Origin of the sequence: Streptomyces sp. N35, assembly GCF_016464295.1 — a bacterium.
In the GTDB taxonomy this organism is placed as follows: Bacteria; Actinomycetota; Actinomycetes; order Streptomycetales; family Streptomycetaceae; genus Streptomyces.
On sequence record NZ_JAEIMH010000033.1, the window covers coordinates 27307 to 47878 of the forward strand.

At 71.5% G+C, this 20572-nt stretch carries 19 protein-coding genes and 1 pseudogene; 17 read left to right on the top strand and 3 right to left on the bottom strand.

The annotated features are described in order from the left end of the window. Positions 1-81 precede the first annotated feature (81 nt). On the top strand, positions 82-786 hold the full coding sequence (locus JAO81_RS19530; RefSeq protein ID WP_199549160.1) for a DUF4328 domain-containing protein: 705 nt from the start codon (positions 82-84) through the stop codon (positions 784-786). A gap of 5 nt (positions 787-791) precedes the next feature. On the opposite strand, the gene JAO81_RS19535 is transcribed toward JAO81_RS19530, so the two are convergent. Continuing rightward, on the bottom strand, positions 792-2129 hold the full coding sequence (locus JAO81_RS19535; protein ID WP_199549161.1) for a BTAD domain-containing putative transcriptional regulator: 1338 nt from the start codon (positions 2127-2129) through the stop codon (positions 792-794). A gap of 105 nt (positions 2130-2234) precedes the next feature. Here JAO81_RS19535 and JAO81_RS19540 point away from each other — a divergent pair, with 105 nt between their 5' ends. The 12 genes and pseudogenes from JAO81_RS19540 to JAO81_RS19595 all read left to right on the top strand — a co-directional run bounded on the left by JAO81_RS19540 (position 2235) and on the right by JAO81_RS19595 (position 11873). Continuing rightward, on the top strand, positions 2235-2705 hold the full coding sequence (locus JAO81_RS19540) for a hypothetical protein (RefSeq protein ID WP_199549162.1): 471 nt from the start codon (positions 2235-2237) through the stop codon (positions 2703-2705). Between the two features lie 231 nt (positions 2706-2936). Beyond that, complete coding sequence (locus tag JAO81_RS19545; protein ID WP_165336628.1) at positions 2937-3431, top strand: hypothetical protein; 495 nt, start codon at positions 2937-2939, stop codon at positions 3429-3431. 74 nt (positions 3432-3505) lie between these two features. Then, positions 3506-4102: a hypothetical protein gene (locus JAO81_RS19550; protein WP_199549163.1), complete on the top strand. Its 597-nt coding sequence runs from the start codon at positions 3506-3508 to the stop codon at positions 4100-4102. Then, the gene (locus JAO81_RS19555; RefSeq protein WP_199549164.1) at positions 4099-4749 is read left to right on the top strand and encodes a hypothetical protein; all 651 of its coding nucleotides are present in this window, start codon (positions 4099-4101) and stop codon (positions 4747-4749) included. Before JAO81_RS19550 ends, JAO81_RS19555 begins: the two co-directional genes overlap by 4 nt. A 59-nt stretch (positions 4750-4808) precedes the next feature. Further along, a complete protein-coding gene (locus tag JAO81_RS19560; RefSeq protein ID WP_199549165.1) occupies positions 4809-5177 on the top strand; it encodes a hypothetical protein in 369 nt (122 codons plus the stop codon). A gap of 316 nt (positions 5178-5493) precedes the next feature. Continuing rightward, positions 5494-5880, top strand: a complete 387-nt coding sequence (locus tag JAO81_RS19565) for a hypothetical protein (RefSeq protein ID WP_199549210.1) — start codon at positions 5494-5496, stop codon at positions 5878-5880. Positions 5881-5963: 83 nt separating this feature from the next. Next, complete coding sequence (locus JAO81_RS19570; RefSeq protein WP_233415612.1) at positions 5964-6710, top strand: L,D-transpeptidase family protein; 747 nt, start codon at positions 5964-5966, stop codon at positions 6708-6710. A 124-nt stretch (positions 6711-6834) separates the two neighbouring features. Then, positions 6835-7441 (top strand): annotated as a pseudogene (locus JAO81_RS19575) (RNA polymerase sigma factor). A 410-nt stretch (positions 7442-7851) separates the two neighbouring features. Beyond that, positions 7852-8616: a hypothetical protein gene (locus JAO81_RS19580; protein ID WP_199549166.1), complete on the top strand. Its 765-nt coding sequence runs from the start codon at positions 7852-7854 to the stop codon at positions 8614-8616. Between the two features lie 211 nt (positions 8617-8827). Further along, positions 8828-9625, top strand: a complete 798-nt coding sequence (locus JAO81_RS19585) for a hypothetical protein (RefSeq protein WP_199549167.1) — start codon at positions 8828-8830, stop codon at positions 9623-9625. A gap of 326 nt (positions 9626-9951) precedes the next feature. Beyond that, the gene (locus JAO81_RS19590) at positions 9952-10698 is read left to right on the top strand and encodes an RNA polymerase sigma factor (RefSeq protein ID WP_199549168.1); all 747 of its coding nucleotides are present in this window, start codon (positions 9952-9954) and stop codon (positions 10696-10698) included. Next, positions 10698-11873 carry a hypothetical protein gene (locus JAO81_RS19595; protein WP_199549169.1) on the top strand — a complete coding sequence of 392 codons (1176 nt, stop codon included), beginning with the start codon at positions 10698-10700 and terminating at the stop codon, positions 11871-11873. Before JAO81_RS19590 ends, JAO81_RS19595 begins: the two co-directional genes overlap by 1 nt. Before the next feature lie 245 nt (positions 11874-12118). Here the strand turns inward: JAO81_RS19595 and JAO81_RS19600 are convergent, their stop codons facing one another. Next, on the bottom strand, positions 12119-12919 hold the full coding sequence (locus tag JAO81_RS19600) for a L,D-transpeptidase family protein (RefSeq protein WP_307813495.1): 801 nt from the start codon (positions 12917-12919) through the stop codon (positions 12119-12121). 146 nt (positions 12920-13065) lie between these two features. On the opposite strand from JAO81_RS19600, the gene JAO81_RS19605 reads away from it, so the two are divergent. Together JAO81_RS19605 and leuE are read left to right on the top strand one after the other, a co-directional pair. After that, on the top strand, positions 13066-14673 hold the full coding sequence (locus JAO81_RS19605) for a methylmalonyl-CoA mutase (RefSeq protein WP_199549171.1): 1608 nt from the start codon (positions 13066-13068) through the stop codon (positions 14671-14673). 80 nt (positions 14674-14753) lie between these two features. Then, complete coding sequence (leuE, locus tag JAO81_RS19610) at positions 14754-15413, top strand: leucine efflux protein LeuE (protein ID WP_199549172.1); 660 nt, start codon at positions 14754-14756, stop codon at positions 15411-15413. Positions 15414-15415: 2 nt separating this feature from the next. On the opposite strand, the gene JAO81_RS19615 is transcribed toward leuE, so the two are convergent. Then, positions 15416-16543, bottom strand: a complete 1128-nt coding sequence (locus tag JAO81_RS19615; RefSeq protein WP_199549173.1) for an acyltransferase — start codon at positions 16541-16543, stop codon at positions 15416-15418. 225 nt (positions 16544-16768) lie between these two features. On the opposite strand from JAO81_RS19615, the gene JAO81_RS19620 reads away from it, so the two are divergent. Continuing rightward, the gene (locus tag JAO81_RS19620; RefSeq protein WP_199549174.1) at positions 16769-18238 is read left to right on the top strand and encodes a glycosyltransferase family 29 protein; all 1470 of its coding nucleotides are present in this window, start codon (positions 16769-16771) and stop codon (positions 18236-18238) included. Beyond that, positions 18235-20565, top strand: coding sequence for a glycosyltransferase (locus tag JAO81_RS19625; RefSeq protein WP_199549175.1), 2331 nt, complete (start codon positions 18235-18237; stop codon positions 20563-20565). The genes JAO81_RS19620 and JAO81_RS19625 overlap by 4 nt, the downstream gene beginning before the upstream one ends. Positions 20566-20572: the final 7 nt, after the last annotated feature.

Genomic DNA, 20572 nt, shown 5'->3' on the forward strand with positions numbered 1-20572 from the left:
GTGCCGCGGGCGCCCTGGGGGAGAGGGTGCCGCGGCACGCGTTTCTGTTTTCCGTGACCTGTGGGGGGTTTTGTGTTCGGCATGCCCGATGATTCTGACGTTCCGTCGTATCCCATCGCACCGACCGCGTTTCTGCGTTCACCTGTGGGCCTCTCCCGGGCAGTGATCGTGCTGCTCGGTGTGGTGATCGCTGCCGATCTCTTCTCGCTCTGGGCGGGTTTCAGCCTGTACTGGCTGGTGGACTCCGTGGACTCGAACGCGGTCAACGACGCCTACGACCTGTATGCGCTCTCCGCGTCCCCGCAGTTCACCGCGCTGGTCGTGACCGGCGTGGTCTTCATCATCTGGTTCCGCCGGGTACGGATCAACGCCGAGGTCTTCGCGCCCGACGACCACTCGCTCAGGCGTGGCTGGGCGGTGTGGGGCTGGCTCTGCCCGGTGGTCAATTTCTGGTTTCCGCGCCGCGTGGCCCTCGACGCGTGGAACGCGAGCGAACCGGCCGACGCGAAGGTGCGCGGCACCGGCGTCGTCAACGCCTGGTGGACGGCATGGCTGGCCGGCTGGTTCTGCAACGAGATTGCGGGACGCATGTATGCGCGGGCCGATGCGATGGACGTGGCAGAGGTGAGGACCGCCCTGCAGGTCATGACCGTGTCCGATCTGTTGGACATCGCGGGGGCCGTCCTGGCGATGCTGTTCGTTCACCGCCTCACCTGCATGCAGCAGAACAAGGCCCTGGCGGGCCCGGCCACACCCCCGTTCGTGCCCAACCTCCCCGCGCTGTAAGCCGCTTACGGCGCCCGCCGCCGGGCCCCGCACGTGCCCAGGCTGCACCAGCGGCGGCGGCCGGACTCGTCGAGGAAGAGCCAGCCGCAGTCCTTGCCCGGGCAGACGCGCAGGGTGTGGACGCGGGGGGACGCGAGGAGGTCGGCCGCGCTGTGGGCCGCGGCGAGCAGGGGCAGGCGCAGGCCCGTGGCCGGGCTGATGGTCCAGCGCGCGAGGCCGTCGGGACCACGGGTGAACTCGGCGTGGGCGGCGGCCTCTTCCGCCGCCGCCGCGACCGTTTTGAAGGCAGGGGCGTCATCGCGGTCCGTGCAGCAGGCGTACAGCGCGGACCGCAGGGCGCGGGCCTCGGCGAGGGCCGCGTCGGCGAGCCCCGGGTTCCGGTCCGCTTCCGCCAGGAGGCGGTCGACCGTCCGGTCGTCGGCGAGACCGAGATGGCCGGCCCAGACGGCGAGCGACGCATAGCGGGCGAGCCAGTCGGCGCCGGGGAGGGAGGGGCTGCCCCAGCCCGCGTACGTATTGCAGAACTCGAGCGCGGGATGGCCGCTGGTGTTCCAGGGCAGCCAGACATCGCGGACGCGGACGGCGTAGACCGGGCCCGGGGGACGGTCGAGGCGCGGGTCGCCGGCCAGGATGCGGCGGTGCAACTCCCGCAGGTCCGTGCCGGGTTCGAGACCCAGCTCGTCGACCAGGGCGGTGCGTGTGTCCCGGTAGAGGTCGAGCGCCTCGGCGGGGCGGCCGCTGCGGTGCAGCGCGGTCATCTGGGCGATGACCAGGCGCTCGCGCGGCGGTCGGCCGCGCAGCTCGGGGAGCAGGTCGGCCACCACGCGGTGGTGCTTGCCCATGGCGAGCAGGTCCTCGGCCCGCCGTTCCAGTGCGGTCAGACGCTGCTCGGCGAGCACGCCGCCCAGGCGGGCCCGCAGCGGCTCGTCGGCGAGACCTTCGAGCAGCGGACCGCGCCACAGGGCGAGGGCCTGGTCGTACAGCTCGACGCGGTGCGCCGGGTCGCCCGCCTGCGCGGCTCTGCGGACGAGGGCGGTGAACTCCGCGGTGTCGACCCGGTGTTCGTCGCGCTCCATGCGATAGCCGTCGTCGTGCGTGGTCAGCCGCAGCGCGTACGGGCCGAGGGCCGCGCGCAGCCGCCCGATGTACGTATGCACCGTGCCGCGCGCCGCACCGGGCGGCCGCCCCTGCCACAGCAGCTCGACCAGCCGGCCGACCGGCACGGTGCGGCCCGCGTCGAGCAGCAGGAACGCGAGGAGCAGGCGCTCCTGGCGGCGCACGCCCGGCAGGACGGGGCGACCCTCGTGCCGCGCCTCGAAGGTGCCGAGCAGCTGGAACTCCATGGGTGCGCAGCCTAGGTCTTGGTCGGTGAATGGTCTTGGTCAGTGAATGGTCAGGGGCGGGCGGGAGGCTGAAGTTCCGTTCCCGTACAGCCACTTGGAGGCCCTGTGTATCTCGCCGCTGCCACCCTGCTCGCCCTCACCGCCGGTGGAGGCTGGGTTCCCGCGCCCTCCGCGCCCTGGGACACGCCCGCCGGTGCCCGCTGTGACTTCGCCGTGCACGGCGAACCCGTCGTCGACGAGGTGGTCAAGCGGGTCCTCGCCACCCATCCGGACGGCTCCGCCAGGACCGTGGCGTACAAAGGCGATCTGGTCGTACGGGTCGGCAACACCGGCACCGGCGCCTCGTACGACGCGGACGCGAGCGGCAGCGCGCTGATCACCTACGGCACGGACGGCTCCCAGCACTGGAAGGTCGCGGGCCCCGTCCTCGTCGGTTTCGCGGAGAACGGCGGCACCCTGCCGCGTGGCCTGTACATCATCGACGGCCTGTACGGCCTGGACATTTCCCCGACCGGATACAAGTCCCTGACCATGTACGACGGTTCGGTCGACGCCCTCTGCGAGCGCATCGACTGACGCGCCCCGGAGCCCTTCTCCGGATCTGCGGCGGGCACTCCCAGGATCCGTGCCCGCTGCAGAGAACCCACAGGCCACACAGCGGCGTCACAGATGAATGCAGGGCCTTCCAAGGCCGGCGAAGCGGCGGCTGTCTGCTCCGGACGTGCGTTGATCTGTGCTTTTCGGTGGCGAACTGCCCTGCAGATGTGTTGGATTCACGTCAAAGACGTCGTGGGCGGGGAGTAAGGCATGGGGTTCTGGGGGTACTACGTCGTCGGCCGCGCGGAGCGGCCTCTTGCGGAGTGCGCTGCGTTCGAGGACGTACGGGACGGGCTCTCGCTGCACGAGCAACGGCCGGGCGGCTGGCAGGTGTGGGAGGCGTCCGTTCCCGAGATCGGGTCGATGGCGGCGCTCGCCCGGGAGACCGGGGCGCCCGCGCTGTTCGGGTTCGTGATGGACAGCTCCTGTGTGGCGGTCGAGGCCGCCGCACCGCAGAGCGGGGCGTGGAACGCGTGTCTCGCGCGCGACGCGATGGCCGAGTTCCTGGCCGCGGACGGGAAGGAGCCCGACGATCTCTTCCTGCCCGCGCAGGACGCGGCGGAGCGGGCGGCCGCCTGGGCGGCGGAGGCGGGGCACACGGTGCGGGCGGCCGATGTCACGGCCGTACTGAACGCGCCCGCCGATCCCTCCGCCGAGCTGTTGTTCTTCCGGTTCCTGGAGCGGCTGGGGATTCCGGAGTCCTGAGCGTGGGGGCGTGACGTTTCCGCAGGACGGGGCGCAGTAAGAGGAAGTGCACCGTCCGCAAGGTGGAGGCGTCCATGAGTCCGGTGGAACTGATCGCGCAGGCCGACGAACGGAGTCTGTCCGTGTCGGGGCTCGCCTGCCTCGACTGCTGTCTGCCGCTGCTCGGCGCCGCCGACGACGCGTTGCGTCCCCTGTGGGCAGCGGTCGAGTCGGGAGCGGGTGACTGGGGTGCAGAACTCGCGCTCGTACGCGCCGAGTTGACCGAGGCCAGGGCCGGGACGGATGCCGGCGACGACGAGGCCACGCGTCTCGTCGTACGCATGCTGGAGACCGCGCCCGAAGAGCCGGCGGGCGCCCCGCTGCGTACCTGGGCCGACGCCTGCTCGGCGGCCGCGCTGCGGGTGCACCGGCTGTACGACATCGGCGGGCGTGGCGGCCCGGCCGGGCAGGTGCGCGCGGACGGGCACGTGCCCACGGACGGGCAGACGCGCGCGGACGGGCCGCAGGACGGGTCCGGGCCCCTGGTCACCGGTGAACTGCGCCGTCAGATACGCGTCCTGGAGCTGCTCGCGGGCCCGGGCGGAGGACTGCGGCAGGCGCACGCGCTGGCCGTCGAGGGGCGGCGGATCCTGCGGGCGGTGGTGTCGCGGCGTGCCAGGGCGCGCGTGTGAGACCGCGCTCGTGGGCGCTGATCGCCGTCCTTGTCGCGGTGCTGCTCTCGCTGGCCTACGCCGGCCGGGAGAGGGAGGCGCGCAGGGCGTCCACGGCACAGGTGCCCGCGGGGCCGGTGCCCCGGGTGTGCCGGGAGTACCCCGACCTGCCGGACAGCATGCGCGATCCGGCGGCCGAGCCGCCCGAGGAGCCCTGGCTGTCGGTCGGCGGCCACGGCTGGACCTCCGACGGCCCGGACGGCGGGGACAAGGGACATTTCACGGCCGACGGCACGCTGCACGCGGGCGCGCACCCGCTCGTCGTCGACGAGCCCTTCGCTCCGTCCGGCGCCGAGCTGACGGTCTGCGCGCCGCACGGCGGAGGGGTGCTCTTCGCGCGCGGTGACCTGACGCCACGGGTCGAGCACGGGCCCAAGGTGAAGGGCGGCGAGCGGCGGATCGCCGCCGGCGGGATGCTGCATTTCACCGTCCGGATGAGCCTGCCCTCCCATGAGGCGGAGAAGCTGGACTCGGTACCGCCGCTCAGCAACGACGTACGGGACTACCCGGTCATCGTGCTCGAGGTGCGGGTCCCGGGCCTGAAGGAGCCCTTGCGGGCGGCCAGTTGTGATGCGGCCTGCCGCGATTCGGGCCTCGAACAGGCTTGAGCGCCATCCGGCCCGCGCGGTCGAGTGACGATCAAAGTCCGCCGCGCGCTCTGCTTCATATGACCGCACACCACGCGACCAAGCCCGCCCGCTGGGCCGCCGACTCCGTCTCCATGCTGCGCGAGGGCGCCCGGCTGTACCTGGACTACTCGCCGAGCAGCCTGTGGCGCCTGGACCGGGTGATCGGCGAACTGCGCAGGGAGAACCCGCCGTTCGACGCGGTGGAGCTCACTCTGCGGGGCTTCGGCGCGTACGCCGGCGAGGTCCTGGTGCGCCACGCGGACGGCGTCTGGGAGGAGAGCGACGGCGGCTACCGGCTGCGTACCGGCGAGGACGGTCTCTGGGACCCGCTGGGCGAGGCGCGGCGCTGCTTCGAGGGAGAGGGGTCACTCCGGCTGCTGTGCCGGGACGTGCTGCGGGAGACGTGACGAGCGACGGCCTTGCCGCACCGGGGACGGGAACGGGCCCTGGCCCGGGCCGCGGTGACGGGCGGCTTCCGCCGTGCCGGCCGGCTGCCCTGCCGGCTCGGCGGCCGTCGTAGACGGTTGAGACGGGGGAACGGTTGTACGGGTTCCGGAAAGCCGGAGGGTGAGAAGGCGCACGCCAGAAACCCGTGACGATCTCCCCTGCCCTCGCGCTGGGTCGGACGGGGAGCGGAGGAGCTCCTCGTCGGCCGGCGAAGGGGCGGGGATGGACCAGGGGTGCGGTGGGCGCGGGGGGAAACGGGTGGCGGCCGAGGTGCGGATGCGGGCGCACGCGCGGGAGTTCGTGGCGCAGGTGACGCGGCGCAACCGGCTGCCGCTCGACTACACCGTGGCCAGCCTGCGGGTCGTGGACTTCATGGTGGACGGGCTGCGCAAGGCGGGCGCCGAAGTCCCGCGCCCCGACCGGGTGTTGTACGGGCTCGGGACGTATGTCGGCGAAGTGCTGGTGCGTCAGGCGGGCGCCGCGTGGGTCGAGTTCGACGAGACGCAGCGGGAGTACTTCGGCCAGGCCGTGGGCGTACGGATGCCGGACGGGCGCGTATGGAATCCCCTCGGCAGGGTCGTGAACCGGTTCGACGTCGGGGGAGAGGAATCCCTGCAGACCTTCTATCTGACGCTGCACGGCCGGGCGCGTAAGGCCGCTTGAGGGGCGCGTCAGGGGTTGAGTGGGGGCGGGCGGATTGTCTCGCCGGTACGACGTGAACGGGCTGGACGGAAAGGTGCGGGCGCATGGGTGAGCGCGGACGGATGGGGTGGCCGGGCGGGTCGAGGTCGCGCGGGGGGCGTCTGGTCCTCGCCGGGATCGTGCTCGGCGTGGTGGCGCTCACCTCGGGGGCGGGCTCCCCTGCCCAACAGCCGTCCGCTGCCCCCGACTTCCCGGCCCCCGATTTCCCCGTCCCCGTCGAGATCGGTGATGCCACCCAGCTCGTCACCGTCGAGTCCAGCGGCTCGTACGCCACCGTCACCGCCTGGGCCAAGGGTTCGGCGGGCTGGAAGTCCCTGCTGTCGACGCGTGCGGGGAGGGTCGGGTCCAACGGGGTCGTGCCCGGGGCGACGCGGTGGCAGGGCACGTACACGACGCCCGGCGGTACGTACACGCTCACCGAGGGCTTCGGGCTCGAGCCCGGTGGGACCTCCCTGCCGTACACCCGCGTGAACTCCACGCACTGGTGGGTGCAGGACCCCGAATCGGCGTTCTACAACCAGCTGCGCACCGAGGCCGGCGCCGACTTCCCGCTCACCGAGAGCGGCGGGCGCGGCAGTGAGCATCTGGTCAATTATCCGACGCAGTACGCAAAGGCGCTGGTGATCGATTTCAACCGGTGGCCGGCGACGCCCGGTCGGGGCGCCGGCATCTTTCTGCATGTGAACGGCAAGGGCGCGACGGCCGGTTGTGTGTCGGTGCCGCGCGCGACTATGGACGCGATCATGGGCTGGATCAAGCCGGGGGCTCACCCGCGGATCGCCATCGGGTGACCCGGACGGTGACTGCGGTGGCCGGAACCTGTCGGCGACCTGTGACGTTTCTGTGCCCGGTGGCGCTGTACGCCGGGGAACGCGGGCACGGTGCACAGTGCCGCCGGGGCGGGTTGGGAACGTAGTGGGGCAACAGGCGCGAGCCGACGACGAGCAGCTGGGCGCAGCGGTCGTACGGGCGCAGGGCGGGGACGAGCAGGCGTTCGCGACCGCGTACCGCATGGTGCAGCCGGGTCTGCTCGGGTATCTGCGCGGCCTCGTCGGGGACGAGGCCGAGGACGTGGCCGCCGATGCCTGGCTGGAGGTAGCGCGCGATCTCGGGCGGTTCAAAGGGGACGGCGCGGGCTTCCGCGGCTGGACGGGCCGTCATCGCCCGGCACCGCGCGCTCGATCTGCTGCGGCGTCGCAAGGCGCGGCCGCAGCAGAGCACGTACGAGAGCGATCTGCTCGAACTGCCCGGCGCGCACGATACGCCCGCCGAGGCCCTGGAGACCCTGTCGACCGCGCGGGCCCTCGCGCTGATCGCGGAACTGCCCCGTGACCAGGCCGAGGTGGTGCTGCTTCGGGTGGTGGTCGGGCTCGACGGGCCGAGCGTGGCGCGGGTGCTCGGCAAGCGGCAGGGAGCGGTGCGGATGGCCGCGTACCGCGGCCTGAAGAGACTGGCCGGCAGGATCTCGGCCGAGCCGGGTGTGACGGATGACGGGCCGCGCACGCTGGGTGAGACGAGATGAACGTCAATTGGCCTCGCGGCGACGAGGACGACAGCGGCCGGCGTACGGCGGGTGGGCACGGCGGATCGGTGCTCCCGGAGGCCGGTGCGCTTCCGGCTTCTGGGGCACCGTCTGCTTCGGAGGTGCTTCCTGACTCGGAGCTGTCCCGGGCTTCGGAGGTGCTTCCTGACTCGGAGGCGTCCCGGGCTTCGGAGGTGCTTCCTGACTCGGAGGCGTCCCCGGCTTCGGTAGCGCCCCCCGCACCTGATTTTTTTCCGGCGTCGGATGCTCTCCAGGCGTCGGACGCGCGCGAGGCGTTGGATGCTCTCCCGGCGTCGGATGCGCGCGAGGCGTTGGATGCGCACTCGGCGTCGGATGTATCCCCGGCATCGGCTGCACCTCCGGCACCTGAGGCGTTCCCCGCGCCGGATGTGCCCCCCGCCCTGGACGAGTTGATCACCGCTGCCTGCTCGGCCGAGGTCGACCCGGACGCTCAGGCCGCCGCTCTCGCCGCCTTCCGTGCCGCGCGGGATTCCGGTGCGCACCGCGAAGGGGCACGGACGCGGCGGCGCGACGACTGGCGGCCGCGTACGCGTGCGCGCCGGATCGCCTGGCGTGCGGTGCTCGGGACGCTGATCGCCGGGCTGACGGTGGGCGGGGTCGCCGTGGCGGTGTCGGGCGGGCCCGAATCCGGGCCGGAAGGTGACGCTTCGGTGCCCGCGGCGACTCCGGCCGCTCCCCAGCGCGAGCCCGAGATCGAGCGCGACCGGTCAGGCATCCCCGACGACCTGCCGGAGCCCGGGGAGGAGCGGTCCGCGCGGCCCTCCCGGCCTGGCGACGTACGGCATGAGGAGGCGCTGTGCCGGAGCCTGGACAAGGTGGGGGGCAAGGCGCTCGACTCCGCCGCACGGCAGCGGCTCGCCGAGTCGGCGGGCCCGCGGGGCGACGTACGCGCTTACTGCGCCCGCCTGTTGGCGGAGGCCGAACGCGCCGGGACCGCCGGTCGCGGAGCGTCCACGAAGGACCCCGCCGGGCGGGGGGCGTCTACGAAGCAGCCCGACGGGCAGGCAGAGCCCACGAAGGAGCCCAACGGGCAGAGAGCGTTCACGAAGCAGCCCAACGGACAAGGCGCGCTCACGAAGCAGCCCGACGGACAGGCAGCGCCCACGAAGGAGCCCAACGGGCAAAGCGCGTGAACGAAGGAGCCCGACGGGCAAGGCGCGTGAACGAAGGAGCCCGACGGGCAAGGCGCGTGAACGAAGGAGCCCGACGGGCAAGGCGTGTCCGCAAAGGGCCTCGACGGGCCGGCGGGCGATTCCGGGGCCGAGCCCGGCACGGACCGCCCCCTCGCTGATCGCTGACGGAAACGTGGGCCGCCAAGGGCCCGCACCTGGGGGGAACCGGAAAATGAGGCTGGCACGGAAAGCTGCCGGGCTGTGCCTGGCCGCGGGACTGCTGGTGTCGTGTGCGCACGGGCCGGCCCGCGACGGTGACGAGGGTGACAAGGCCGCCAAGGCGTGGTCGCGTGGCAGCCGGACGGCGGCGCCGGAACGGTCCGACGCCCGTGGGGAGAAGCTGGCCGCCGAGTCCTTCCGGCTGTTCAAGTCGGCCGAGTCCGTACGGATGACCCGCACGAGCGGCGTGGGCAAGGCCTCCCTGCTCATGGACCGGGCGGGCAACTGCACCGGCACCTACGACGCGGGGCCCATGAAGCGGGCCGAGGTCATCGTGGTCACGGGGCACGGCGGCGAGGGGGCCGCCTACGTCCGGTACACGGCCGAAGCGCTCGCCGAGATCCTCGACGAGGCCGAGCGGCGCGGGCCCGCCACCGAGGCGAAGGTGAAGCCCCGGGTGGAGCTGATCCGCGGCAAGTACCTCGAGCTGCCCGATCCGGAGGGGAAGTTCGCCCGGCAGTGCGACCTCCAGGCCGGGGCGCGGACGCTGCCCTTCGAGACGGAGGGTGTCGAGGCAGGAGCCCCGACGGTGCGGCACGGGGTGCGCGTCATTCCGCTGACGGGCATGGGGGAGGGCGGCGACACGTTGTACGTCGCCGCCGAGGGGGCGCCGTACATGCGCTTCGTGGTGGTGGAGTCCGGCGGCGAGATGCGGTTCTCGGATTACGGCGAGCCGGTACGCGCCGAGGTGCCGCCCGCCCATCTCGTGGTCGAGGCCGACGACATGGCCGGCGGACTGCTCGCCGCGTGAACCAGGGGCCGTGATCCTGAGGCGCTGAAGATCCTGAGGCGCTGAACCCACGACCCGGACCCCGCAACCCCGAGAGCCCGCGGCTCCTGGCGTACAAGCAACAGCCGGAGGCCGCCACCCCCCACAGGAGAGGCCTCCGGCTGCCGCGTTGTGCGGGGGGGCCTTGGGGGGGGCCGCCCGCACTAAGGAATGCGTCGCGCAAGCCGTTTGGGTTTCCCCGCACCCTGTGTCGCGCTAGTTGCACGGTGTACAAACATGGACGCGACACCTGTTGACGCCGTAGCGTGCTGGATCGCACTGGGCTGCGACACGGGCAGGATGAGGCATTGCTGGGGGATGACGCGGAGCTGACCGCCGCGGTACTCGCGGCGCAGGGTGGGGACGAGACCGCGTTCCGCGCTGTGTACCGCGCCGTACAACCGCGGCTGCTCGGCTATGTCCGCACCCTCGTGGGTGAGCTCGACGCGGAGGACATCGCCTCTGAGGCCTGGCTGCAGATCGCCCGCGATCTGGACCGTTTCGAGGGCGACGCGGACCGGTTCCGCGGCTGGACGGCGCGGATAGCCCGTAATCGCGCGCTCGATCATCTACGGATGCGGGGGCGCCGGCCGCTGATCGGCGGCGACGAGACCGAACTCACCGGAAAGCCGGGCGAATCGGACACTGCGGGTGAGGCCATGGAGGCGCTCGCGACCGGCAACACCCTCGCGCTGATCGCGCAGCTCCCCCAGGACCAGGCCGAGGCCGTGGTGCTCCGTGTGGTCGTCGGACTCGACGCCAAGAGCGCAGCAAAGACCCTCGGCAAACGCCCCGGTGCCGTACGCACGGCCGCGCACCGCGGTCTGAAACGGCTCGCCGAACTGCTCGGCGCCGAGGCGCAGTCCGGCGACGCCGGGCTCGACGCCGTGCCCGGCCAGCGGACAGGACCCCCCGTGCCCGGCCAGCGGACAGGGCCCCCGTGCCCGGCCCCGCGCGGGCACGACAGGGTGACGCACGAACGTCCCGACGATACGGAGCACGGCCGGCCCGGCGGTGTGACGCATTCGCGGATGCGGACGCAGAAGGACATGTGATGGCGGACGAGCACTACCGGTGGTTGACGAAGGATGCCGCGGAGCGGTTGCTGCGCGGTGAGCCTTTCGGCGCCAACGGGCACGGCCGCCATGACGGCGAGGAGGCGGTGCGGGCCGAGCGGCTCGCGAAGGCCCTCGACTCCGTGCGCCCGCAGGCCGGCCCTCTGCCGGGGGAACTTCCCGGCGAATCCGCCGCATTGGCGGCATTCCGGGCGGCGGGACACGGCGCAGGAGCCACGTCCGCAGCATCCTCTGCCTCTGCCTCTGCCTCCGTCGCTTCCGCCTCCGTCGCTTCCGCCTCGGTTTCCTCCGGCGATACGCACGTACGCATAGGGCGAGGCGCCCCTTCGGGCCGCGGCGCCCATGCCGCCCCCGGCCGTACCCTCTGGGGCCGCCCGCTGCGCTTCGGGGTGGCCGCCGCGCTGGCGGCCTGCACGATCGGCGGTGTGGCCGTCGCCGCGGGTACGGGCGTGCTGCCGACCCCTTTCGGCGACAGTGATCCGGTGCCCGCCGCCTCCGTCTCCGCCGCGGCCAGCCCCTCGCCGAGCTCGCCGGACCCTGATGCCACGAGGCCGGGTGCCATCGGGGAACCGTCCGCGACACCGGGCGGGAGCGAGGACCCGACCCGGCCAGAGGCACCGCGGACCTCGCCGGGCTCCGGCGGTGACGGCATGGGCAGCCGGGACCCGAACGCAGGTGAGCGGCGCGAGTGGTCCAAGGGCGACGAGTGGTACGCCCGGGTCGTCGAGGCCTGCCGCGATCACCAGGCGGGCCGGCCGCTCGACGGCGACCGGCGCCGACGCCTGGAGTCGGCGGCCAAGGAGGCTCAGGGAGGCAGGGGCGCCGAGGAGGTCGGACGGTTCTGCAGGGACCTGCTCAAGGCGCAGGACGGCCGGCAGGACCAGGGCGGCAACGGCGACTACAACGGCAGCGGCTCGGTCGACGGAGGCGGCGACGACGGAGGCGGAAACGGCGACGGCGGTGGCGCTGGCGGCGACGGAAGCGGTGGCGGCGGCTCCTCCGGCGGGGACGGATCGGACGGCGAGGGTGGCGAGGGAGAGTCAGGCGGCGCGCCTGGCGCGTCGAGCGCTCCCGCAGCCCCGGCTCCCCAGCCGGACCCGGACCCGTCCGTGAGCGACGCCCCCTCGCCGAGCGTCAGCGGCGCGACGGCCTGAGCCTGGCCCTGAGTCCGGCCCCCTGCTCTCCGCCCCTCCCGATCGACCCCCCTCTGACCTGCGCTTTCGAACAAGCACAGAAGAATTTTCAGCAGGGTGTGACACTTTTCGAAGCCCCGGCGCAGATACAAGTGAGCCGACTGGTCATCGGCGTGCACGAGCCGGGGTTCCCCCCGTACCCCATGGCTCGGTGCAGTCGGCAGGGGTGGGTCACGTTCCCCCGGACCCACCCCTGCCCCTCAACCTCACCAGTAGACAACCACCTTGTCGCCCGCCTTCACCTGCTGGAACAGGGACGCGATCTTCGCCTCGTCGCGTACGTTCACGCAGCCGTGCGAAGCGCCCGTGTAGCCCCGGGCCTTGAAGTCCGACGAGTAGTGCACCGCCTGGCCCCGGCTGAAGAACATCGCGTACGGCATCGGGGTGTCGTAGAGCGTCGAGTGGTGGTTGCGGGACTTGAAGTCGACCTTGAAGACGCCCTCGCGCGTGGGAGTCATCTCCGAGCCGAAGCGCACGTCGACCTGGAGCTGCGCCTTGCCGTCGACCATCCACACCAAGGTGCGGCTGGTCTTGCTGATGCAGAGCACCCGGCCCTCCAGGCACCGCGGGTCCGGCTTGGCGGCCGGCTGGTCGCCGCCCGCGTACAGCTCGAAGAAGCCCGGCTTCGAGGTCATCTTGAGCAGCCGCTCCCACGTGACCGGGTCGACCTCGCCCGTCTCGGGCAGTCCGCGCTTGCCCTGGAACCCCTTGACCGCCTTGACGGTGCTGCCCCCGTACGAGCCGTCGGGGTACTCGAACAGCCAGGCCACCTGCCGCAGCCGGGCCTGCAGTTCACGCACCTTCATGCCCTTGTCGCCCTCGCTGAGCAGTGCGCTCTGCGCCTCGGGCCCGTCGGGCTCCTGGGTGCCGGACGGCGTGGACGAGGGCTTGTCGTCCGCCGGCTTCGAGGAGCCCGGCGGCTTCGTGGGCGCGGATCCGGCCGAACCCGACACCGTGCACCCCGCGGCCGCGGCCACCACCACGGCTGCGGCAAGCACTCTCCGTATGACGGAATTCCGCTGCATCTCGTCCCCCAAGGTCAGACCCCGCCAGGCCCCGTACCTGCCGCGTGTCCCTGTAGATGATTCCCGCGCATGATTGGTTGCGAACGCCCTACGGGATCACTGATGCGTTACCGAAGGGAGACAAGGCCATGGCACGGCAGTCGGAAAAGGGCACCCCCGGGCGGGAGTCGGAGTCGGGGCTGCCCATCGCTCCGGTGTACGGACCCGAGGCGCTGGCGGGCTGGGATCCCGCGGTGCGCCTGGGGGAGCCGGGCGCATATCCGTACACGAGGGGCGTGTACCCCTCGATGTACACGGGACGCCCCTGGACCATGCGCCAGTACGCGGGCTTCGGCACGGCCGCCGAATCCAACGCCCGCTACCGGCAGCTGATCGCCTCGGGTACGACGGGTCTGTCCGTCGCCTTCGACCTGCCCACCCAGATGGGCCATGACAGCGACGCCCCGCTCGCGCACGGCGAGGTGGGCAAGGTCGGGGTGGCGATCGACTCGATCGACGACATGCGGGTCCTCTTCGACGCGATCCCGCTCGGCAAGGTCTCGACGTCGATGACGATCAACGCCCCCGCCGCGGTGCTGCTCCTGCTCTACCAACTGGTGGCCGAGGAACAGGGCGTCCCCGCGGCCGAGTTGACCGGCACGATCCAGAACGACGTGCTCAAGGAGTACATCGCCCGCGGCACGTACATCTTCCCGCCGAAGCCCTCCCTGCGCCTGGTCGCGGACACCTTCCGCTACTGCCGTGCCGAGCTGCCGCGCTGGAACAGCATCTCCATCTCCGGCTACCACATGGCGGAGGCGGGGGCCTCGCCCGCGCAGGAGATCGCGTTCACGCTCGCGGACGGCATCGAGTACGTACGGACCGCGCTCGCGGCCGGGATGGCGGTGGACGAGTTCGCGCCGCGCCTCTCCTTCTTCTTCGTGGCGCGTACGACGCTCCTGGAGGAGGTCGCCAAGTTCCGGGCGGCGCGCAGGATCTGGGCGCGGGTGATGAAGGAGGAGTTCGGCGCCGAGGACCCCAAGTCGCTGATGCTGCGGTTCCACACGCAGACGGCCGGGGTGCAGCTGACCGCGCAACAGCCGGAGGTGAATCTCGTACGGGTGGCCGTGCAGGGTCTCGCGGCGGTGCTCGGCGGCACCCAGTCCCTGCACACCAACTCCTTCGACGAGGCGATCGCGCTGCCGACGGAGAAGTCGGCCCGTCTCGCCCTGCGCACCCAGCAGGTCCTCGCGTACGAGACGGACGTCACCGCGACCGTGGATCCCTTCGCGGGCTCGTACGCGGTCGAGAAGATGACGGACGACATGGAGAAGGCCGTACGCGAGCTCATGGTCCGGATCGAGGACCTGGGCGGCGCGGAGGCGGCGATCGAGCACGGCTTCCAGAAGTCCGAGATCGAGCGGAACGCGTACCGCATCGACCAGGAGACCGAGGCGGGGGAGCGCGTGGTGGTCGGCGTCAACCGCTTCCGGCTCGACCAGGAGGAGCCGTACGAGCCGCTGCGGGTGGACCCGGCGATCGAGGCCCAGCAGGTGGCACGGCTCGAGCGGCTGCGGGCCGAGCGGGACCGGGAAGCGGTCGACCGGGCGCTGACCTCGCTGCGGGAGGCGGCCGGCGGGGACGCGAACGTGCTCCACCCGATGAAGGACGCGCTCGCCGCCCGCGCCACGGTGGGGGAGGTGTGCGGGGCGCTGCGGGAGGTGTGGGGGACGCATGTGCCGACGGACGCGTACTGAGATGTACGCGCCCGGAGGGTCTCGTTCCGTTATCCGGGACGGCTGTGAACCGTATCCGCCTTTCGTGCGACACTCCGGCCATGCTGGGTGTCATAGATCTGCCGACGTACCTCGCGGGACTCATCGTCATCGTCCTGCTCCCTGGTCCGAACTCGCTGTACGTCCTGTCGGTCGCCGCACGTCGCGGTGTCCGCTCGGGCTATACGGCGGCGGCCGGTGTGTGGTGCGGCGACACGGTGCTCATGACGCTCTCGGCGATGGGCGTGGCCTCCCTGCTGCAGGCCAACGCGCTCCTCTTCTCGATCGTCAAGTTCGCCGGCGCCGGCTATCTGACCTGGCTCGCGATCGGGATGCTGCGGGCGGCCTGGTCGATGTGGCGCACCCGCCGCGAACGCTTCGCGGAGGCGGCCGAGGATGCCCGGGCCCCCGTTGCGAAGGAGGAGCGGCCCTTCCGCCGTGCCTTCGTGGTCAGCCTGCTCAACCCCAAGGCGATCCTCTTCTTCATCGCCTTCTTCGTGCAGTTCGTCGACCCGGCGTACGCGCACCCGGCGCTGTCCTTCGTGGTCCTCGGCGCCTTCGCCCAGCTCGCGAGCTTCCTCTATCTCTCGGCCCTGATCTTCAGCGGCACGAAGCTGGCGGCCGCCTTCCAGCGGCGCCGCGCCCTGTCGGCCGGTGCGACCTCGGCGGCGGGTGCGCTGTTCATCGGCTTCGCGGTGAAGCTTTCGCTGAGCAGTGTGTGAGGTCAGGCCGAGCCGAACGGCCGACTGAGCCGCTCCCGTAGACGAGGAGTGGCCCACTTCTCCACGTACCGGTGAAGGAGCCAGGCCAGCGCCAGCATCCCGGCCACCGTCAGCGCGAACGTCGCCCACGACGGGACGCCGAAGCCGCGGTGCAGGAAGCGGACCGCGACCCAGCCCAGGTGTTCGTGCACCAGGTAGAAGGGGTACGTGAGCGCGCCCGCGGTGGTCAGCCAGCGCCAGTCGGCCCGGTGGAGCAGGCCGAGCGCGATCGCCGCGACCGCCGCGAAGCCGAAGGTGACCACGGCGATGATGGCGAGCGAGGGGCGGTAGGCGAACAGGTCGGGGGAGGGCGCCTGGTACAGCTCCCGTACCGCATAGTGCTGTCCGGTCAGCCAGCTGACGGCGACGATGCCCCAGGCCGTCAGGTCGCGGCGGTCGCGGTGGACCAGATACAGGCCCATGCCGCCGATGAAGAACGGGGCGTACTCGGGCATCAGGATCAGGTCGAGGAGAGGCGAGCCGGCGGCGTCCGCGATCGCGGCGCCCAGCGTCCAGACCGCGCAGAACAGCACCACCCGCTGCCGGGTCGCCCCCGGGAGCACGATGCACAGCGCGAACAGGGCGTAGAAGCGGACCTCCGCCCACAGCGTCCAGCAGACCCCGAGGACCCGGTCGACGCCGAGCGGCATCTGCAGCATCGACAGATTGACCAGGAAATCGCTGGGCGAGACCGCCTTGTAGACGACGGGCGGCAGCGCGAACACGGCCGTGACGAGAACGACCGCGGCCCAGTACGAGGGCCCCAGCCGCGAGGCGCGCGAGGCGAAGAAGGAGCGCAGGGTGCGGCCCCAGCCGCTCATGCAGATCACGAATCCGCTGATCACGAAGAAGATCTGCACGCCCAGACAGCCGAGCGCCAACCATTCGTGGGCGGTGGGGAATTGGATTTCCGGCGAACTGCCCCATGCGTCGGAAATCGCGCCGCCGCGACCGCCGTAGTGATAGCCGGCGACCATCAGGGCGGCGAGCAGCCGCAACCCGTCGAGCGCACGCAGACGTGAGCCCTGCCGCTTCGGCCTTTGTGGCTGCCGGACGGTCTCGGGCGCCGTACGGACGGCAAGGCTGGTCACGGAATTCCCCTTGGCGGCAGTGCTCTTTCGTTACGCGTGCTCCTGCACGTTAAACGCGTTTCAACGGGCAACTCCGCACTCGGGGCAACGATTGTCCCGCTGTCCGTGGCCAGTTCACCTGGGCGTCGCTTTCGCTTCCTACTTTTTTCCGCACCCCCACACGCAGAGCCGTCTCCCCCACAGGCAAAGCCACACGTAGTCACGAATGACGACACCGGGAGCACCATGACGAGGGTCCTCACCAAGCGGGTGCGCGCACGCGGCGGGGAGTTGGCGGACTGCCTGCGCGCGTGCGCCGCGCACAGCGGGAAACTGGTCGGCACGGAAGACCGCCGGCGCATCGAACTCGCCGAGCAGCTGCGGAAGTTGCTCGTCCTGTGGAGCACCGCACCGGTGGCCGAACCGGCCCCGGCCGCCACCGGCGCCACCGCCCGCCCCAAGGGCGCGGGCAAGGGGGCCGCCACCCCCGCGTCCCCGCTCGACCACCAGCTGCTCGGCGCCCCGCTCGCGGTCGCCGACCGGGCACTGCGCTGCGCTTACGACGACGAGCTCGCCCTGGCCGGGATCATCGCGGACACGGTGCTCGAGCACCGGAGCAGCTCACGTGCGGGCTGGCGGCTGCGAGGCCGGGTGCTCGAGGCGCAGGGACGGCCCACCGAAGCGGTCGAGGCCTACGAGCGCCATCTGGAGCTGACCAAGGAGGACGGGTACGGCGTGCGCGCCCGCGTCGACGGGATGCGCGCGGCGACCGGGGCCCGCACCGAACTGCTCGCCCTGCTCGCCCGCACCGTCCCGGACGCCGCGCGGTTCAGCGCGGGTCCGGCCACCGATACCTGGGCCGACGGCCTCGCCGCCCACGACGCGGGCGACCCGGCGGGCGCCCGGGCGCGGATGGTCGGCGCGATCCTCGCCATGGACCGCACCGGCAGCCCCGATCACGAGGTCCAGGAGGCGCTGAGTCACTACCTCGGGCTGACGACGGGCCCGGGCACCTCGCCCACCACCGACCAGCTCGAGGCGATCGCCCTGTACGCGAACGCCCGCCGCAACCGCATGCGCGGCCCCGTCCCCGACCCGCTGTTCGGGGGCGTGCAGTGGCTGAGCCTGGGGGAGTTCCGCAACCGGATCACCGGCAAGTCCGTCTGCCTGATCGCCAATTCGGGCCGGATGGCCGAGAGCCGCCTCGGCGCCGGGATCGACGCGTACGACCTGGTGGTCCGCTTCAACTCGTACCGGATCGACCGCAAGCACACCGGTGAGCGCACCGACATCCACACCACCGTCCACAAGCACTTCTACAACTGGGACCAGCACGTCGAGACCCGCCTCGTCTTCAGCGGCATCTCGGCCGACTGGAAGCACTCGGTGCGCAACAAGCTGATCCCCGGCGCCCAGACGTACGTGAACGACGAGTCGCTGCGCTGGCCCGTGCGCAACCTCGGCGGCAAGGCCGCCGCCGAGCTGCCGCCGATTCCGACCTCCGGCTTCAACATGCTCTGGCTGCTCGACTTCCTCGACGTCAGCCCCACGATCGATCTGATCGGCTTCGACTTCTACGAGAGCGGCGCCTACCGCACCCCCGAGGCGATGAAGCTGGCCATCGCCCACGTCCACGAATACGGCAGCGAGAAGGCGTGGGTCATGGAGCGGGCCCAGAGCGTCTCCGGCGACGGCATGAGGATTTCCCTGAGATGACCATCACCACGTCCGCGCCCGTGAGCGCGCCCACCGCCGACGCCTCCGCCCTGACCGGCAAGCGCCGTATCGCCTTCGCGAGCTTCGTCGACGAGAACTATCTGCCCGGGTTCCTCACGCTGCTGCGCTCGCTCGCCCTGTCGAACCCGGACATCTGCGAGGACTTCCTCGTCCTGCACGACGGGCTGCGCCCCGACTCCGTGGCGCGCATCAGGGCCCTGCACCCGCGCGTCCGGTTCCGCCGGGTGAACGCCGGCCACTACGACGCGTACGAGAAGGGCGACCAGGACAACTACCTGGTCCGCAAGGCGTACTTCATCCTGGACGTGTTCCGCGTCCGGGACTACGACACCGTGATCACGCTCGACACCGACATGGTGGTCCTCGGCCCCATCGGTGACCTTCTCACCCTGCGCCATGGCTTCGGCGCGGTACCCCAGTTCTTCTTCAACGATATGAACCGCAAGTTCAACAGCGGTCTGCTCGTGATCCAGAAGGAATTCCTGACCGACGAGTTCTGCTCCCGGATCGACGAGGTCGGCCGCAGCGGGGCGTACGAACTCGACAAGCACGACCAGGGCATCCTCAACGCCATCCTCGACGGCGACTACCTGAAGCTCGACCCCCGCTACAACTTCGTCAAACGGCGTCTCTCCGGGGACAGGCCGGTGCCCGAGGACACCTCCATCCTGCATTTCACGGGCCGTCACAAGCCCTGGCAGGGAGGTGAGTCGGGCTATGGCCTGGCGCAGGAGCGGTGGGCCGAGTACGAGCTCACGGATGCCGAACTGCACGCCGCCTTCCTCGCCAGGAGCGGCCTCCACCGCGACCTGCTCATCCACTACGGCACCCCCCACGTCCACCGCACCCGTGACGCCGTGACCGCCCGCAAGGTAGCCCTCGCCCAGATCGGCCTGGGTGACTTCCAGGCCGCCGTCGACATACTGGAGCGGGCCGATCTCCCGGTCGACGACGCCTGGGCGCACGAGGTCCACGGGCACGCCCTGATGAGCGTCTCGCGCTACGCGGAGGCCCGCGCCCGGCTCCTGCTCGCGACCGCGGCGCCCAACCGGGCCGCGACCGCGTTCAGCCGGCTCGCGCAGACGGCGTGGGTGCAGGGCGACGACGACGCGGCACGTGCGTACGCCCGTGAAGGTCTGACCGTGGACCCGACCCACCGCGCGAGCCGGCTGTGGCATCAGCGCACCACGGGCGTACCGGAGCAGCAGACGGGCAGCGCCGGCGACCAACTCGCGCATGTGGCCTTCTACATGGACCGCCAGGGCAACGCCGGCGACAAGCTGCTGCCCGAGAGCGTCCGGCTGGCCGTCGGGGGCGAGGACACGAGCGCGCGGCGCTGGCACTCCGTGCACGCCCACCGGCTCTTCGACGAGGCGGCGCTGCGGCGGGTCAACGCGCGGCGCGGTCTGGTGATCGGCGGCGGCGGGCTCTTCATCCCCGACACCATGCCGAACGGCAACAGCGCCTGGCAGTGGAACGTGCCGGACGAGCTCCTGGACCGTATCGACGTACCCGTCGCGGTCTTCGCCGTCGGCTTCAACGCCTTCGACGGCCAGTCCTACCGGGCCGAGCGCTTCCGGTCCTCGCTGCGGCTGCTCGTCGAGAAGTCCTCGTTCTTCGGGCTGCGCAACCACGGTTCGATCGAGAAGGTCCGCGCGATGCTGCCCGCGCACCTGCACGACAAGGTGCGCTTCCAGCCCTGTCCCACGACCGTCACCCGGCAGATGGTGAGCGGCTGGCAGGACCCGGCGGCACGCGAGGACACCATTCTCGTCAACGCCGCCTACGACCGTGCGGGGCTGCGCTTCGGTCATGACTACGGGTACTTCCTCGCGCAAATGGCCGCGGCGGTGCGCGAGTTGGGCGAGCTCGCCGAGGTCAAGTGCGTCGCGCACTCGCTCGACGACGAGAAGCTCGCCTTCGATCTGCGGCGCGAGCACGGCATCTCGCTGCCCGTGATCGGCATGTACGACTTCGACAACGCGCAGATCCTCGATCTGTACGCCAGAACGAAGCTGGTCATCGGGATGCGCGGCCATGCGGGCATGATCCCGTTCGGCTGCGGGACGCCGATCGTCTCCCTGATCTCGCACCCGAAGATGGCGTACTTCCTGCGCGACATCGAACGGCCCGAGTGGGGTGTCTCCGTACACGACCGCGATCTCGCGGCCAGGCTCCTGGAGACGGCGGGCGCCCTGCTCGGCGACCACGCGGCGAGCGTCGCCGATGTGCACGGGCGCCAGCAGGAGCTGTGGAAGGTCACCGAGGCGAACGCGGCCGAACTGCGGACGCTTCTCGGCAGCTGATCATCGA

Excerpts from the sequence above, each read along its gene's own strand:
- JAO81_RS19605 (WP_199549171.1), top strand. The coding sequence starts at position 13,066 with ATGGCACGGCAGTCGGAAAAGGGCACCCCCGGGCGGGAGTCGGAGTCG.
- JAO81_RS19550 (WP_199549163.1), top strand. The coding sequence starts at position 3,506 with ATGAGTCCGGTGGAACTGATCGCGCAGGCCGACGAACGGAGTCTGTCC.
- JAO81_RS19585 (WP_199549167.1), top strand. The coding sequence starts at position 8,828 with ATGAGGCTGGCACGGAAAGCTGCCGGGCTGTGCCTGGCCGCGGGACTG.
- JAO81_RS19530 (WP_199549160.1), top strand. The coding sequence starts at position 82 with ATGCCCGATGATTCTGACGTTCCGTCGTATCCCATCGCACCGACCGCG.
- JAO81_RS19545 (WP_165336628.1), top strand. The coding sequence starts at position 2,937 with ATGGGGTTCTGGGGGTACTACGTCGTCGGCCGCGCGGAGCGGCCTCTT.
- JAO81_RS19595 (WP_199549169.1), top strand. The coding sequence starts at position 10,698 with ATGGCGGACGAGCACTACCGGTGGTTGACGAAGGATGCCGCGGAGCGG.
- leuE (WP_199549172.1), top strand. The coding sequence starts at position 14,754 with ATGCTGGGTGTCATAGATCTGCCGACGTACCTCGCGGGACTCATCGTC.
- JAO81_RS19565 (WP_199549210.1), top strand. The coding sequence starts at position 5,494 with ATGCGGGCGCACGCGCGGGAGTTCGTGGCGCAGGTGACGCGGCGCAAC.
- JAO81_RS19535 (WP_199549161.1), bottom strand. The coding sequence starts at position 2,129 with ATGGAGTTCCAGCTGCTCGGCACCTTCGAGGCGCGGCACGAGGGTCGC.
- JAO81_RS19570 (WP_233415612.1), top strand. The coding sequence starts at position 5,964 with ATGGGTGAGCGCGGACGGATGGGGTGGCCGGGCGGGTCGAGGTCGCGC.
- JAO81_RS19625 (WP_199549175.1), top strand. The coding sequence starts at position 18,235 with ATGACCATCACCACGTCCGCGCCCGTGAGCGCGCCCACCGCCGACGCC.
- JAO81_RS19620 (WP_199549174.1), top strand. The coding sequence starts at position 16,769 with ATGACGAGGGTCCTCACCAAGCGGGTGCGCGCACGCGGCGGGGAGTTG.
- JAO81_RS19560 (WP_199549165.1), top strand. The coding sequence starts at position 4,809 with ATGACCGCACACCACGCGACCAAGCCCGCCCGCTGGGCCGCCGACTCC.